Consider the following 15,065-nt stretch of genomic DNA (forward strand, 5'->3'; position numbering starts at 1 on the left):
GTCACCCGCGTTGCGCCGGCTGCGCCGCAGCGCCGCCATCTCCTGCAATGGACTACCGCATGACCAGCACGGCTGCACCCGATTCCCCCGCCCCGCCCTCGCGCCTGGCCAGCCTGCGCTGGGTGGTGCCGCTGCTGTTCCTGGGCATCACCGGCTGGCTGGTCTGGCGCGAACTGGCCGAGTTCGACCTGACCCAGGTGCAGCGCACCCTGGTCGGCGTGCCGACCCTGCCCGCGGTCGGCGTCGCCCTGTTCGCCCTGCTGGCGGTGTGCATCACTGGCCTGGTCGACGTGCGCATCGCCCGCTGGCTGCGCCTGGACCTGCGCAAGGTTGAACTGCTGCGCCTGGCGCTGATCGCCAATGCCCTGGCCAATACCATCAGCCTGTCCGGCGCCATGGGCGCCGGCGTGCGCCTGATGGGACTGAGCAGCCGCGGCGTTGACCTGACCCGCGCCGCCACCCTGATCGGCATGCAGGCCCTGGCCTTGCCGCTGGGACTGTCGCTGCTGGTCGGCATCAGCCTGGTATCCGGCAACTGGCCGCCGTTCGAGGGCACCGCCACGCGCTGGCTCGCCGTCGCCGTGCTGATTGCCGCGGCGCTGTACCTGCCGCTGTATTTCGTGCTGACGCAGAACCGACGCCTGATGCGCTGGCTGCCGCCGGAACAGCCGCTGCCCAGCTTTACCCTGCGCCTGGAACTGTCGGCTATCTCGCTGCTCGACTGGCTGCTGTCGGCGGCAACTTTGTATATCTGTCTACATATCAGCGGCGCCGCGGTGACGCCGGCGCAGTTGCTGCTGATCTTCGCCGGTGCCTCGGTGCTGGGCCTGGTCAGCATGGTGCCGGGCGGGCTGGGCGTATTCGACGGGCTGCTGCTGATTGCGCTGGGCAAGGCCGGCTACGACCAGGCTGCCGTGCTGTCGGGCCTGTTCCTGTTTCGCCTGAGCTATTACCTGCTGCCGCTGTTCATCGGCCTGTACCTCGGCTCGGGCCTGCTGGCCGACCGCCTGACACTGCTGACCCGCCTGCGCGAGCGCCTCGCCGGGCATCCGCTGTTCGGCGTGCTGCAGCTGCCGGCCAGCCTGCTGGCCGACCTGGGCGTGCGCCTGCTCGCCGTATTCACCTTTGCCGCGGGCGCGCTGCTGCTGGCCTCGGCTGCGATACCCAGCCTGCATGGCCGCCTGCGCGAAGCCGGCCAGTACATTTCGCTGCTGACGCTCGAAAGCTCGTATTGGCTCAGCGTGCTGACCGGCGTACTGCTGCTGGGCCTGGCCCGCGGCATCGACGGCCGCCTGCACGTGGCCTACCGGCTGACCCAGTTCGTACTGGCGCTGAGCGCGCTGCTGGCGCTGGCCAAGGGCCTGCACTACGGCGAGGCGCTGTTCCTGCTCGGCGTGGCACTATTGCTGCGTTCGCGCAAAAGTGTATTCAGTCAGCGCGCGATGCCGCTGGGCTCCATCGCCAGCGCCGGCTGGATCGCCGGCCTGGTCGGCGTGGTCGTGGTGTTCTTTGCCGTCGGCGTGGCCGCCGTGCTCGGCGACGATTCCTTCGACCTGTTCTACATCGGCTTCAGCGAACATTCCTCGCGCCTGGCCCGCGGCCTGGTGGCTGCTGCGCTGGGCGTGGCGATCTACCTGATCTGGCAGAGCTTCGCCGTGCGCCGGCCGCAACCGCCGCTGCCACAGCGGCACGAGCTGGAAGAAGCACGCGAGGTCTACCAGCGCCATGGCGGCGGCGAATTCGGCCATATGAGTTTCATGGGCGACAAATCGCTGTTCTGGGCCGGCGACCGCCAGGCCGTGGTCGCCTACGGCACCATCCGCGACCGCCTGGTTGCGCTGGGCTCGCCCTGCGGCAGCGATGCGGCGATTTCCCGCGCCATTCTCGACTTCCGTCATTTCGCCGACAGCCAGAGCCGCGTACCGGTGTTCTACGAAGTGCTGGAGCCGGAACTGTCGCGCTTCCACGACCACGGCTTCGACCTGTTCAAGCTGGGCGAGCTGGCCACCATCAAGCTGGCCGAGTTCTCCCTCAGCGGCAAGCGCTGGGAAGACCTGCGCCAGGCGGTCAACCGCTCGATCAAGGAAAGCCTGCGCTTCGAACTGCGCCAGCCGCCGTTCGACACAATACTGCTGGCCGACGTGGAAAGCGTCTCCAACGCCTGGCTGGCGGACAAGGGCGGCAGCGAAAAAGGCTATTCGCTGGGCCGCTTCGACCCCGCCTACCTGGAATGGGGCCCGCTGGCCCTGGTCTATCACGGCGAACGCCTGGTCGCCTTTGCCAATGTGCTGCCGCCCTACGGCCGCAACGGCAGTGCCAGCGTCGACCTGATGCGGGTCGTGCCCGACGCGCCGCGGTCGAGCATGGACCTGCTGTTCGCCCGGGTCATGCAATGGGCGCAGGAGCAGCAGTTCCAGCAGTTCAGCCTGGGCATGGCGCCGCTGTCCAATGTCGGTGCCAATCCCTACGCACGCATCAACGAACGCCTGGCCGCGCTGGCCTTCCGCTACGGCAACAGCCGCTACAACTACCAGGGTATACGACGCTACAAAGAGAAATTCCGCCCCGACTGGACCGGCTCCTACCTGGCCTATCCGCGCGGCGTCTGGGTGCCGGGGCTGCTGATCGACGTGGCGGCGCTGGTCGCCGGCGGCTATCGCCGGCTGCTCAAGGGCTGAGGCGCGGCAGCGGCACTATTGCCGCAGCGGCCACTGCGCCAATACGGTCGTACCGATGGTGGCGTATTCGCCGTCGTAGTGATGTCCGCCGGGCAGATCGATGGATTTGACCTTGCCGCCGGCCAGGCCGGGGCAGACGCTGTCGTCCTCGTCCTTGCCGTGCAGGCATACCGCCGGCACCGTGGCCTTGGCCAGTTCCGGCGCGATCGGCAGGGCGCCGTCGTGGTGGGCACCGCCGAACCAGTCGCCGACCTTGATCTCGAAAACGGCTTCGTCGTCGGGCGAGATCATGAACTGCAGGTCGATCCTGCCGCGCGCCTCTTCGGGCAGGCGGTTGAAAACTACCGGCACCAGGCTCGCGCCGAAGGAGTAGCCGACCAGGGCAAAGCGTGCCTCGGGCTGCTGCGCGGCGTAGTGGCCGATCACGCGGGCGACGGCATCGGCGGCATCTTCCGGCGTGCGTTTCTGCCAGAAAAATTTCAAGGTGGAAAAACCCACAACCTGTACACCGTCGGCGGCCAGCGCCTCGGCCACGCCCTGGTCAAGGCCGGCCCAGCCGCCGTCGCCGGTCAGCACGATGGCGATGCGGTTTTTCGGCGTGCCGGCAGCGGCAATTTCGGTCAGCGGCAGATCGGCCACGTCCTGCGGCAGCGGCGTGCGGCGGCGGGCTTCGCGCCGGTTCCAGCGCTGCAGCGTATCGACCAGGTTGGCGGCCGGTGTCGCCGCATGCGAGGCATGCAGGCTGCCGGCCCAGTGGTCCAGCGACGCGAAGCGCGCGCCCAGGCCATTGATCTGCGTGCCCGGGGCATACGGCCGCGCCAGCCAGGGCGGTGCGAGCCTGGCCACCGGAACGATGCGGAAACCGGCCTTGCCGTCGGCTACCGTGGCCTCGCCGGCATCGCCGGGACACAGGTGCTGGCGCAGGCGCAGGTCGAAGTCATAGCCCAGGGTGAGCAGTCCCTCGAAAGTACCCGCCGGTGCCTGCGCCGCAATCGCATAAGCCAGGGCCGCACCGCTTTCCAGCCCGACCAGCCAGGGTGCCGAATAGCTGGGCAGGTCTTCGTGCCGCTGTATCCAGTGGCTGACCTCTTCCACATGCGCCGCGGGGTAGGCGCAATCGGCCTTGATGCCGGCCAGTTCCTTCAGGTAGCTGGGCAGGTCGATGCCGACGACCAGGCTGCCGTCGGCGGCCAGCGCGTCGGCATAGGCGTCTTCGCGCGCATCCCAGCCATTGGCGTCGGAGACGAACAGCAGGGTACGCGCGGCACTGCCCGGCCGCGCCAGGTGCAGGTCGCCGAACAGGCCGTAGTGCACCGGGCTGGTGGCAGCGGCCGGCGACTGCACAAAAAGAAACAAGGATGCAAAAACCACAAGCGCCAGTCGATTCACGCAAATCCCTCGTCCGGATTGATGCTGGCACAGCACAGTCGCCCGCGGGCGCCGCCTGCGCGGGGAACGCTGCGGGCGACTATAGTCCGGCCCGTGCTGGCGCGCCCATATGCGCCTCGATCTCGGCCACCGTGCGCGGTACGCCGAAAGTAAGAATTTCCGGTGCGCCGCGGGTGACGGCAATGTCGTCCTCGATGCGGATGCCGATACCGCGCCAGCGCGCTTCCACGTCGGGCGTATCGGCCGGCACATAAATGCCCGGCTCCACCGTCATGACCATGCCCGGCTCCAGTTCGCGCGGCTCACCGTCAACGCGGTAGTCGCCGACATCGTGCACGTCCAGGCCCAGCCAATGGCCGGTCTTGTGCGGGAAAAAGCGCTTGTAGCTGCCGCTGGCGATGGCCGCCTCCGGCGACTGGCGCAGCAGGCCCAGTTCGCACAGGCCGCGCGCAATCACCGCTACCGCGGCATCGTGCGGCGCCGTCCAGGGCTTACCCGGCCGCGCCTGGGCGATGGCGGCGTCCTGGGCGGCCAGCACGACTTCGTACAGCGCGCGCTGGTCGGCACTGAAGCGGCCGTTGACCGGGAAGGTGCGGGTGATGTCCGAGGCATAGCAGTCGTATTCCGCGCCAGCATCGATCAGCAGCAGGTCGCCGTCGCGCAGGCGCGCATTGTTGGCGCGGTAGTGCAGCACGCAGGCGTTGACGCCGCCGCCGACGATGGGCTCGTACGACGGCACCGCGCCGGCGCTGCGGAAGGCATGGATCAGTTCCGCCTCGACCTGATGCTCGAACAGGCCGGGCCGGGTCGCCCGCATGGCGCGCCGGTGGCCTTCGGCGGCGATGGTCGCGGCCTGGCGCATCAGCGCGATTTCATCCTTGGACTTGTACAGACGCAGGTCGTGCAGCAGATGCGACAGCGCGACGAATTCGTGCGGCGCGCGCGCCAGTGGGCCGCGCAGGGTCTGCACGCGCTTGATCCAGCCGATCAGCTTGAGATCGAACTCGCTGTCGCGGCCGAAATGGTAGTAGACGCGGCTGCGGCCTTCGATCAGGCCGGGCAGGATGTCGTCGATGTCCTCGATCGGAAACGCGTCGTCCAGGCCGCAGCTCTCCACCGCGCCGTCGGGCCCCAGCCGCGGGCCGTCCCAGGCTTCGCGCTGGGGATCGCGTTCGCGGCAGAACAGGATGGTTTCCGCCGGCACGCGCCCGGGCAACAGGGCGAGCACGGCGTCGGGCTCGGGGAAACCGCTCAAATAGTGGAAATCGCTGTCTTGGCGATAAGGGTACGGTGCATCGTTGTTGCGAATACGCTCGGGCGCCGCGGGCACGATGACGATCGCGTCATTGCCGGCCAGGCGCATCAGCTGGCGGCGCCGGCGGGCGAATTCGCGGACGGCAATCATGCCCGGTCAGTGCAGACTGCGGCCGGCGGACACGGCGGCCGGCGGCGGCGGTGCCATTTCCGAATGCAGCAGCATCACGCCGACGCGGATGAATTCCAGCACTTCGACCAGGGCAGACTCGTCTTCCTCGGCATCGTCGTATTCGAAGCTGGATGCGGCGATCGCGCCGAAATCGCGCAGGATCTCCGCGCCGTCTTCGGACAAGGCCTTCTGCACATTGACGCCGGACAGGCCCAGGCCGCCAAGAAAACCGCGGCACCATTGCACCAGCGCATCGGCGCGCTCGGTCAGGGGTTCTTCCTCGGCCGGCAGCAGCGGCTCGAAGGCAAAGCCCGGGTCTTCCAGCTGGTTGCGGCAATCGCGGAACAGCCGCGCCAGCAGCTCCATGCGGGCGCCGGCGTCGACCGCCGGATCGGGCTCCAGCTCCAGGCGCTGCAGCCAGTTGCGCGGCGAGGCAACACCGCCACCGCAAAGAAAGCCGGTCAGCGAGCCGTGCAGGTCGCTGGCGGCAACGCCGAATTCCAGCTCGCGCAGCACCAGGCCAAGCTCGGCATGGGAAATGGCATGGGAGGGGTGGTGGGCGTAGCTGGTATTCATGGACAACTCCTGCGCAACAACTGCGCAGACACGCAGGACAGCAGCTCGGCCCCGGCGCCGCAGCGCCCCGCCTCGCTCCCCATTCCCGACGTATCTGCTGCTCGATCGCGGCGGATTGTAACCGCGACTGCAACGCATTCTGTGTCAACGCGTGTCCGGCGAAACAATGTCCCTAGTGGCGGCGTAGGCTAGCCCCTACACTGCCGGCGCGTCAGGTCGAGGAGAGCGGGCTGCGTGGAACTCTGGCGATACCTCGGGGGAGGGCGAAACGCAGCGCTACGGCACTGGCTGCTGATCGTGCTGCTGTGCGCCTGTCTGCCGCTGCACGCCGCCCGGCGCAGCTATTATTTCGACAACCTGGGCAGCGAACAGGGCCTGCAGCAGAACACCGTCAGCGCGCTGATGCAGGACCGCACCGGTTTCATCTGGATCGCCACCCAGGGCGGCCTGCACCGCTACGACGGCTACAGCTTCCGCATATTCGAGCAAGACCCGGAACGCGGCGACAGCCTGCCCGACAGCTTCGTCACCGCCATCGGCGAAGACCCGGACGGACATATCTGGGTCGGCACCAATACCAAGGGCCTGTCCAACCTCGACCCGCGCAGCGGCACCGTGCAGGAAGTGCCCGCCGGCAGCCGCGCCACCACGCCGCGGGGCAATAGCATCTGCGCGGTTCAGGCCGATGCGCGCAACCGCATCTGGGTCGGCTCGCGCGAAGGCATAGACCTGGTCGATCCCCAGGCCGGCACGCGCCAGTCGCTGTTTCGCTTCGAGGCCGACAACCTGCCGCTGCGGCCGCTGCGGCGCTTCGTCAATGCGCCCGACGGCAGCCTCTATGCCGCCACCAGCCAGGGCCTGCTGAAGATCGACCGCAGCACGGCCAAGGCCAGCCGCCTGGCCGCCCCGGCCCTGCGCAACACCTTGTCGGCGCTGATCGGCCGCGACGGCACCTTGTACGCGGGCACGGCGGCGGGCTTCCTGCGCGTATCCGCCGACGGCAGCCGCACCGAGCAGCTATGGCCACCTGCAGGTGCCGAGCCGGCCAACGTCTTCGATGCCGTCGAAGATGCCAGCGGCCGCATCTGGCTGGCCGTGCGCGGTGCCGGCGTGGTGCGGCTGGACCCGCACAGCGGCGAAAACGAATGGCTGCACCACCAGCGCGACCTGCCCGGCTCGCTGCCGGAAGAATCCATCACCACCCTGATGATCGACCGCTCCGGCCTGCTCTGGCTGGGTGGCGAAACCCGCGGCGCGGCGACGACGCGGCCGACCAGCGAAACCTTCACCTGGCTGGTCGACCTGGAGGCGCCGCACGACCGCGTCACGCGCAACATGGTCAGCGGCCTGTACAGCGACGAACCCGGTTATATCTGGATCGGTACCGAAGGCGACGGGCTCAAGCGCTACGACCGCGAGCGCGACCGCTACGAAAACTGGAACGACTCGTTCGCCAAGGCGCTGGGGCTGCGCGTGCCGCCGCAGGAACTGTGCGTCTACAGCATCGCTGGCGCCGGCGACGGCAAACTGTGGCTGGCCAGCTCCCACGGCCCCTTCGAATTCGACCCGCGCACGCGGCAGGCCAGCCTGCTGCCGATTCCACCGCTGTCCGGCGCCGCCGTCGTCGCCAGCGGCGACCAGGAAACGCGCGCGCTGGCGCGCGGTGCCGACGGCACACTGTGGCTGGGCTCGCGCACCAAAGGCCTGTTCCGCTACGGCAAGAAAGGCGAACTGCGCAACTGGCGGCATGACGACGCCGACCCCGCCAGCCTGCCGCACAACATGGTGCTGGCCTTGCTGGAAGACCGCCAGGGCCGGCTCTGGGTAGGTACGCTGGACGGCCTGGCCCTGCTCGACAGCAGCGGCCGGCTGCACCGGTTGAATACCCAGGCCGGCGCGCACGCCTCGCAATCGGGCAACCTGATACGCACCATCTACCAGGCCAAGGACGACACCATCTGGGTCGGCACGCATAGCGGCCTGCTGCGCCTGGACGAGCTGACCGACGACAACGCGCGCTTCAGCCGTATCTCCAGCCAGGACGGCCTGACCAGCAACACCATCTACGGCATCCTCGAAGACGTGGCCGGCGCCCTGTGGCTGTCGACCAACCGGGGCATCACGCGCTACGAGCCCGGCACGCGCCAGGTGCGCAACTTTGCCCTCAAGGACGGCCTGCAGGCTTACGAATTCAACGGCGGCGCGGCGTTTTCCCGCAGCCCGGACGAACTGTTGTTTGGCGGCGTCAACGGCACCAACCTGATTCGCCCGGACACCCTGGCGCAACATCCCTACAACGCACCGGTGGTGATCACCGCGCTGACCGTCGGCAGCCGGCGCGAACAGCTGGCCGGCGACAGCACCTGGGAATGGAGCATTCCCCAGGCCGAACGCCTGCTGCGCTTCGAATTCGCCGCGCTGGACTACAGCGCACCGGAGACCAATCGCTTTGCCTGGAAGCTCGACGGCTTCGACGAAGACTGGATCGAAGGCGGTACCCGCCACGATGTCAGCTATACCAATCTCGACCCGGGCGACTACCGCTTCCGCGTGCGCAGCGCCGCGTCCAGAGACGGCAAGGCGCAGGAAAGTTCGCTGCCGTTCGAGATCGTGCCGCCGTGGTGGGCGTCGCTATGGATGAAGCTGATCTACGCGGGCATCGCCAGCCTGGTTGTGCTGGCGATCTGGCGCGAACGGCGCAGCAAGCGCGCCGAGGAACAGCGCCACCAGAACGAACTGCGCGCCCGCGAAGACCGCCTGCGCCTGGCGCTGTGGGGCTCGGGCGACGAATTCTGGGACTACGATATGCGCGGCGGGCGCATCTACCGCTTCGGTGCCGACCAGTTGCTGGGCTCCTCGCCAGAGGAAAGCCTCAGCGCGGACGACTGGCGCAATTTCGCCGTGCATCCGGACGACCTGCCGCGGGTAGACCGGACCATGGCCGACCACGTCGCCGGGGTGACCAGTCATTTCGAGTCGGAACACCGCGTCGCCCACGCCCAGGGCGGCTGGATCTGGGTCTTGTCCCGGGGCAAGATCGTCGAACGCGATAGCGACGGCGAGCCCGCGCGCATCAGCGGCACCGCACGCAACGTCACCGCTTCGCGCCTGGCCGAGCGCGAGCGCCGCATCGCCGCCGAAGTCATCCGCAACATGACCGAAGCGGTCACCGTGACCGACCTCGACTACCACTTCACCTCGGTCAATCTCGCCTTCACCCGCATGACCGGCTATCGCGAAGACGAAGTGCTGGGCCTGAATGCGGCCGTGCTCAATTCACCGCAGCACGCGCCGGAAGTCTACGAGCAGATGCGCGAGACCCTGGGCCAGACCGGACACTGGCGCGGCGAATTGTGGCAGCGGCGCAAGGACGGCGAGGAATTCCTCAGCTGGCTGGAACTGGCCGAAGTACGCGACGGTCATGGCATGCGTACGCATTTCGTCGGCGTGCTGGCCGATATCACCGACCGCAAGCGCGCCGAACAGGAACTGCGCTACCTGGCCAATTACGACACCTTGACCGGCCTGCCCAACCGCACCCTGCTGGGCGAGCGCCTGGGCCACGCCATCATGCGCGCGCGGCGCAACGGCCGCCGCGTCGCGGTGCTGTTCCTCGACCTGGACCGCTTCAAGCACGTCAACGATTCCATGGGCCATGCGGCCGGCGACCGCATGCTCAAGGCCGCCGGCTCGCGCCTGCGCGCGCATGTGCGCGACAGCGATACCGTGGCGCGCCTGGGCGGCGACGAATTCACAGTGGTACTGGAAGACGTGCACGACGGCAGCGAAGCCGAGCACATCGCACAGAAGCTGCTGCTGGCCTTCGGCGAGCCGCTCGCGCTGGATGCGGGCCAGGAAGTGGTGATCTCGCCGTCCATCGGCATCAGCCTGTATCCCGACCACGCCCAGGTGCCGACCGATCTGCTCAAGTACGCCGACACGGCGATGTACCAGGCCAAGGAAAGCGGCCGCAACACCTACAAGGTGTATACCTCGGAGATGGATTCGGACGCGCGCCGCCGCGCCACCATGGTCGGCGCGCTGCGCAAGGCGATGGAACGCGGCGAATTCCGCCTGGTATTCCAGCCCAAGCTGTCGCTGAGCGAGGCGCGCATCGTCGGGGTAGAGGCACTGCTGCGCTGGCACAGTGAAGATCTGGGTGAAATTTCACCCGGTGTTTTCATTCCGCTGGCGGAAGAGGCCGGCCTGATCATCGACATCGGCGAGTTCGTGCTCGACCGCGCCTGCGCCACGCTGGCGCGCTGGCGCGAGCAGGGCATATCCGACGTGGTGATGGCGGTGAACCTGTCGGTATTGCAGCTGCTGCGCGGCGAGCTGACGCGGCGGCTGTGCGAAATCCTCGCCGAGCACGACATAGCGCCGCAGCAGATCGAGCTGGAACTGACCGAAAGCACCATCATGAACAACGCCGAGCAATCGGTGCGCACACTGAACGAGCTGAAATCCATCGGCGTGTCGCTGGCGATCGACGACTTCGGCACCGGCTATTCCTCGCTGTCGTATCTCAAGCGCCTGCCCATCGACACGCTGAAGATCGACAAGGAATTCGTCGGCGACCTCACCACCGACCCCGACGACGAGGCGATCACCGCGACCATCATCACCATGGCCCATTCGCTGGGCCTGAACGTGATCGCCGAAGGCGTGGAGACCCACGAACAGCTGGAATACCTGCGCGAACAGGGCTGCGACGAGATCCAGGGCAACTGGCTGTCGCTGCCGCTGTCGGCCGAGCGCTGCCTGGAATTCCTCAAGTCGCGCCGCGGCGGTGCCATCGCCTTGTGACGGCAACGACGTAATTGGGTGCACGAGCTGGCTTTACCGCCATTGCGGGCGAGTAAGCCTCTGCTATATTCGATCCCATGCCCGCGGCCAATACCACGCTTGCCGACCTGCACGAGGTCAGCGCCCGCATCGATCGTCTGGTCGAGGAGTGCCGGCGTCTGGCGGAGGAAAATCGCAGTCTGCGCCAGAGCCAGGAACAACTGGCCAACGAGCGTGCGCTGCTACTGCAGAAGAACGAGCAGGCGCGCACCCGGGTCGAGGCCATGATTGCGCGGCTGAAGTCGCTGGAACAGAACGCCTGAATTGCGCCGGGGCCGAACCGACCCATGCACATCCACGCTGCACTGGCATCGCCACGGCAGACGCCTGCCGCGCAAGCGAGCGGCGTACCGCCGGAATCGCGCACCTGCAACCGCACGACCTGAATTCTCCTAGCGCCCCAAGGTTCCGATGAGCACACCTGCACCGGTTTCCGTAAGCATTCTGGATCGGGAATTCCTGATCGCCTGCACCGACGAAGAACGCCCTGGCCTGATCGCTGCGGCGGCTTATCTCGACGGCAAGATGCGCGAAGTGAAAAGCGCGGCCAAGGCCAGCGGCCTGGATCGCATCGCTGTTCTGGCTGCGCTGAACATCACCCACGAGCTGATTGCGGCACGCCAGCAAGGCACCAGCCAGGCCGATTCCGTGGCACAGCACGTGCAGGCACTAAAACACAAGCTTGATGGCGTGCTCAGTGCGTCCGTAAAATAGGCGCGTCGTTCTCTGCCGTGTGCGACAGCGCATTTAACATTTGCCTTGTTCCTAATCGACTACCCCGGGTTTGCAGTGCTGAGGTCGGTGTGCATGTCCGCCATGTGCGGGAAGCCTGAGATCTCGCGAGTTTGCCCACCTTTCAACGGGGTTCAAGGTCGTTCTGTGCGCATCGGCACGGCGGAGGGCGTCTTTCCGACGGGATCGGAACAGACGCCCGGTTGCTGGTTCTGAAACGCGGTCGCCCGCCCCCCTGACACAAGCAACACAGACGCAGCGGCATCGCCGCGGTCGCTTCATCGCTTTCTTTCACTTGCCACTGCGGGGCGCCCCACTCGGCCGCGCTGCGGCGCTACCATCGCGCCTCGTTTCCTCAGCCGGCCTATCCATGTCCACCGCCATCGCGCGCCAGGAATTGCGCCAGAACCTGCGCGAGCAGCGCGCCAACCTGCCCGCGGCCGCACGCATCGCCGCCGCCCAGGGACTGCTGCAGCAGCTGCAGCAGTTGCCGGAACTGAGCGTGGACGAGCGCATCGGCGGCTACTTCGCAGTCAATGGCGAGCTGTCGCTGCACCTGGTCGTGGCGCACCTGTGGCGCCAGGGCAAGCAGTTTCATCTGCCAGTCGCCGCGCGCGCGCGCCAGCTGCGCTTTGCGCGCTACAGCGCGGCCAGCACGGTACAACCCAACCGCTTCGGCATTCCCGAGCCCCAGGTCGAGAGCAAGGAACTGGTATCGCCAGCCAGCCTGGAGCTGGTACTGGTGCCCTTGCTCGGTTTCGACCGCCGCGGCCATCGCCTCGGCTACGGCGGCGGTTTCTACGATTCCAGCTTCGCCTTCCTGCAACAGACCGAGCGGCCGGCTACGCCACTGTTGGTCGGCATCGGCTACAGCTTCCAGGAAGTGGCTACACTCGCGCCCGAATCCTGGGACGTGCGGCTGGACTTCATCGCGACCGAACGCGAACTGATCGACTGCACCCCGGCCTGAATCCGAGCAGGACTGCCCATGCGCTATTGGCTGATGAAATCCGAGCCCGAGGAATTTTCCATCGACGCGCTCGCCAAGAAGAAGAAAGAACCCTGGAACGGCGTGCGCAATTACCAGGCGCGCAATTTCATGCGCGACGACATGAAGGTCGGCGACGGCGTGCTGTTCTACCACTCCAATTGCGAAGTGCCCGGCGTGGTCGGCCTGGCCGAGATCGTCAGCGACGCCTATCCGGACCCGACCCAGTTCGACCCCAAGAGCGACTACTACGACGCCGGCAGCAAACGCGAAGAGCCGCGCTGGCTGCTGGTGGAAGTCGGCTACAAGCGCACGCTCAAGCGCACCATCACCCTGGCCGAGCTGAAGGAAAAGCCCGAGCTGGAAGACTTCGCCCTGGTCAGGAAAGGCAACCGTCTTTCGGTGATGCCGGTGAGCAAGAACGAATGGGATCTGATCATTTCGCTGGAATAAGCCGCGGGCCGCCCGCCTCGGCCACATTAGTTGATTTTCATACTCGTATATCTCTTCGCCGCCTACCGGCCCCGGAGCTTTCATGGATCGCGAACAACAGAAACGCCTGGCCGCACAGCGCGCCGCCGGCTATGTGGAAAAAGGCAGCGTCGTCGGCGTCGGCACCGGTTCGACCGTGGCCTATTTCATCGACGAACTGGGCAAGATGCGCGACGAAATCGACTGCGCCGTATCCAGCTCGGAGCGCTCCAGCGAGCTGCTGCGCGAACGCGGTATCCGTGTCGTCGACCTCAACAGCGTAGGCACCCTGCCGCTGTACGTGGACGGTGCCGACGAATGCGATGGCCACAAGCGCCTGATCAAGGGCGGCGGCGCGGCGCTGACGCGGGAGAAAATCATCGCCGCGGCATCCGAGCGCTTCGTCTGCATGATCGATCCGGCCAAGCGTGTCGACGTGCTGGGCAAGTTTCCGCTGCCGGTGGAAGTGATTCCGATGGCGCGCAGCCATGTCGCGCGCGAGATCGTCAAGCGCGGCGGCCAGCCGGTCTGGCGCGACGGCACGGTGACCGACAACGGCAACTGGATTCTCGATGTGCACAACCTGTCCATCGTCGATCCGGTCGCGCTGGAACGCGAATACAACCAGATCGTCGGCGTGGTCTGCGTCGGCCTGTTCGCTGCGCGCCCGGCCGATATCGTGCTGATCGGCGATCAGTTGATGGCGTAGTCGCCTGCCTGGTCTTGCGAGCGCACCATAGGGTGCGATGAGCGCAAGCGAATTGCACCGCAAGTGTCGACCTTGCAGTGTCAACCGGAAAAACGGCGCAATTCGCAGCGCTCATTGCGCCCCACGGACGGCGACGGCGCAGAACGATCAGGCTTTCCTGTCGATCTGCTTGATCATGCCGGAGATGCCGCCCTGCAGGGCGTACACCTCAAAGCCCATCTTGGCCATGATAAACGCGGCCGCGGCACTGCGTTCGCCGGTATTGCAATAGACCACGTACTTCTTGCCGCGGTCGTAGGTGCTGACGGTTTCACGAAAGGTATACAAAGGCGTATTGATCGCCCCCTTGATCGCGCGCTGTTCGAACTCTTCGGGCAGGCGCACATCCAGCACCACCGCGCCCTGGCGCGCAAAGATCGACGCCTTGCCCGGCGTGAGCCAGTCCACCGCCGGCGGCTTCATCACTTCGTCGAAGGCACGCTTGGCCAGGCGCATGAGCTGGCCGTCCTTGATCATGCTGACGGTGGCATTGCGCACCGTGTTGGCGAGCAGCGCGTCCTCGCCGAAACTGTCGCCGCGCACCAGATAGGCGACGATGGAATCGCCGGTCTCCAGGCTCTTGGACACAGTCGCCGTCCCGTCCTTGATCACGTAGAAGAAATCGGCCGGCTCGCCCTCGCGCACGATCACTTCGCCATTGCGCACGTCGACCTGTTCGAAGCGCTGGAACATGCGCTCTATGCCCGCGGTCGGCAGCTTGTGCATCACGCGCGACTGCAGCAGGCGGAACACCCAGCGGTTGGCCTCGGGCGAAGGGTCCCAGTGACGGAAATTCTCGGTGCGCGAGAGCTGGTCCCAGCAGATGATCTTTTCCATGTAGCGCCGGTCGATGCGCGCGACCGTGGCGCTGATCGAGGACACCGTGGCGGAAAATCGCCGCGGCTGGATGTCGCCCAGGGCATAGCGGCCCTGCAAGGTGGACGCATCGGTTTCCTTGACCTTGCCGTCGGGGTATTCGCCGCGCACCCGGCCCGACAGCACGAAAATGGTGTGTTCGTCGGTTTCGCCGGCGGAAAACAGCGGCGCACCGCGCCCCAGTTCCTCGGTAGTGGCCTCGCGTGCCAGTTGCTCCAGGTTCTCCGGCCGCAGCGAATCCAGCGGATATAGCTTGGCCAGATCGGCGCTGTTGACGCTCATGCCCCACCCCTCGACTGTGCCTGCTGGCCGCAGTGTAGCCGCGCCCTGCGCAGC

Annotated in this window: 11 protein-coding genes and 1 other RNA gene; 8 read left to right on the plus strand and 4 right to left on the minus strand. The window is 66.8% G+C overall.

Going from position 1 to position 15,065, the window contains the following annotated elements; all coding sequences use genetic code 11:
• Positions 1-59 precede the first annotated feature (59 nt).
• Positions 60-2,678 carry a bifunctional lysylphosphatidylglycerol flippase/synthetase MprF gene (gene mprF / locus DFR29_RS02520; RefSeq protein WP_166653826.1) on the plus strand — a complete coding sequence of 873 codons (2,619 nt, stop codon included), beginning with the start codon at positions 60-62 and terminating at the stop codon, positions 2,676-2,678.
• 15 nt (positions 2,679-2,693) lie between these two features.
• On the opposite strand, the gene DFR29_RS02525 is transcribed toward mprF, so the two are convergent.
• The 3 genes from DFR29_RS02525 to DFR29_RS29590 form a co-directional block, all read right to left on the minus strand.
• On the minus strand, positions 2,694-4,034 hold the full coding sequence (locus tag DFR29_RS02525) for an AcvB/VirJ family lysyl-phosphatidylglycerol hydrolase (RefSeq protein WP_166653827.1): 1,341 nt from the start codon (positions 4,032-4,034) through the stop codon (positions 2,694-2,696).
• Between the two features lie 112 nt (positions 4,035-4,146).
• Positions 4,147-5,472: an aminopeptidase P N-terminal domain-containing protein gene (locus DFR29_RS02530; protein WP_208113487.1), complete on the minus strand. Its 1,326-nt coding sequence runs from the start codon at positions 5,470-5,472 to the stop codon at positions 4,147-4,149.
• Between the two features lie 6 nt (positions 5,473-5,478).
• Positions 5,479-6,069, minus strand: coding sequence for a UPF0149 family protein (locus DFR29_RS29590; RefSeq protein WP_208113488.1), 591 nt, complete (start codon positions 6,067-6,069; stop codon positions 5,479-5,481).
• Between the two features lie 234 nt (positions 6,070-6,303).
• Here DFR29_RS29590 and DFR29_RS02535 point away from each other — a divergent pair, with 234 nt between their 5' ends.
• The 7 genes from DFR29_RS02535 (at position 6,304) to rpiA (ending at position 13,814) form a co-directional block, all read left to right on the plus strand.
• The gene (locus tag DFR29_RS02535; RefSeq protein WP_133816972.1) at positions 6,304-10,875 is read left to right on the plus strand and encodes an EAL domain-containing protein; all 4,572 of its coding nucleotides are present in this window, start codon (positions 6,304-6,306) and stop codon (positions 10,873-10,875) included.
• A 77-nt stretch (positions 10,876-10,952) separates the two neighbouring features.
• Positions 10,953-11,177 carry a TIGR02449 family protein gene (locus tag DFR29_RS02540; RefSeq protein ID WP_133816973.1) on the plus strand — a complete coding sequence of 75 codons (225 nt, stop codon included), beginning with the start codon at positions 10,953-10,955 and terminating at the stop codon, positions 11,175-11,177.
• 148 nt (positions 11,178-11,325) lie between these two features.
• Positions 11,326-11,628 carry a cell division protein ZapA gene (locus DFR29_RS02545; protein ID WP_133816974.1) on the plus strand — a complete coding sequence of 101 codons (303 nt, stop codon included), beginning with the start codon at positions 11,326-11,328 and terminating at the stop codon, positions 11,626-11,628.
• A gap of 6 nt (positions 11,629-11,634) precedes the next feature.
• A non-coding RNA gene (gene ssrS, locus DFR29_RS02550) (6S RNA) lies at positions 11,635-11,819 on the plus strand.
• A 197-nt stretch (positions 11,820-12,016) separates the two neighbouring features.
• Positions 12,017-12,616, plus strand: coding sequence for a 5-formyltetrahydrofolate cyclo-ligase (locus DFR29_RS02555; protein WP_133816975.1), 600 nt, complete (start codon positions 12,017-12,019; stop codon positions 12,614-12,616).
• An 18-nt stretch (positions 12,617-12,634) separates the two neighbouring features.
• Positions 12,635-13,087: an EVE domain-containing protein gene (locus tag DFR29_RS02560; RefSeq protein ID WP_133816976.1), complete on the plus strand. Its 453-nt coding sequence runs from the start codon at positions 12,635-12,637 to the stop codon at positions 13,085-13,087.
• Between the two features lie 82 nt (positions 13,088-13,169).
• Complete coding sequence (gene rpiA / locus DFR29_RS02565; protein WP_133816977.1) at positions 13,170-13,814, plus strand: ribose-5-phosphate isomerase RpiA; 645 nt, start codon at positions 13,170-13,172, stop codon at positions 13,812-13,814.
• 147 nt (positions 13,815-13,961) lie between these two features.
• Here the strand turns inward: rpiA and DFR29_RS02570 are convergent, their stop codons facing one another.
• Positions 13,962-15,011 carry a cyclic nucleotide-binding domain-containing protein gene (locus DFR29_RS02570; RefSeq protein WP_133816978.1) on the minus strand — a complete coding sequence of 350 codons (1,050 nt, stop codon included), beginning with the start codon at positions 15,009-15,011 and terminating at the stop codon, positions 13,962-13,964.
• Between the last annotated feature and the right edge of the window lie 54 nt (positions 15,012-15,065).

Origin of the sequence: Tahibacter aquaticus (genome assembly GCF_004363655.1) — a bacterium.
Classification (GTDB): Bacteria; Pseudomonadota; Gammaproteobacteria; order Xanthomonadales; family Rhodanobacteraceae; genus Tahibacter; species Tahibacter aquaticus.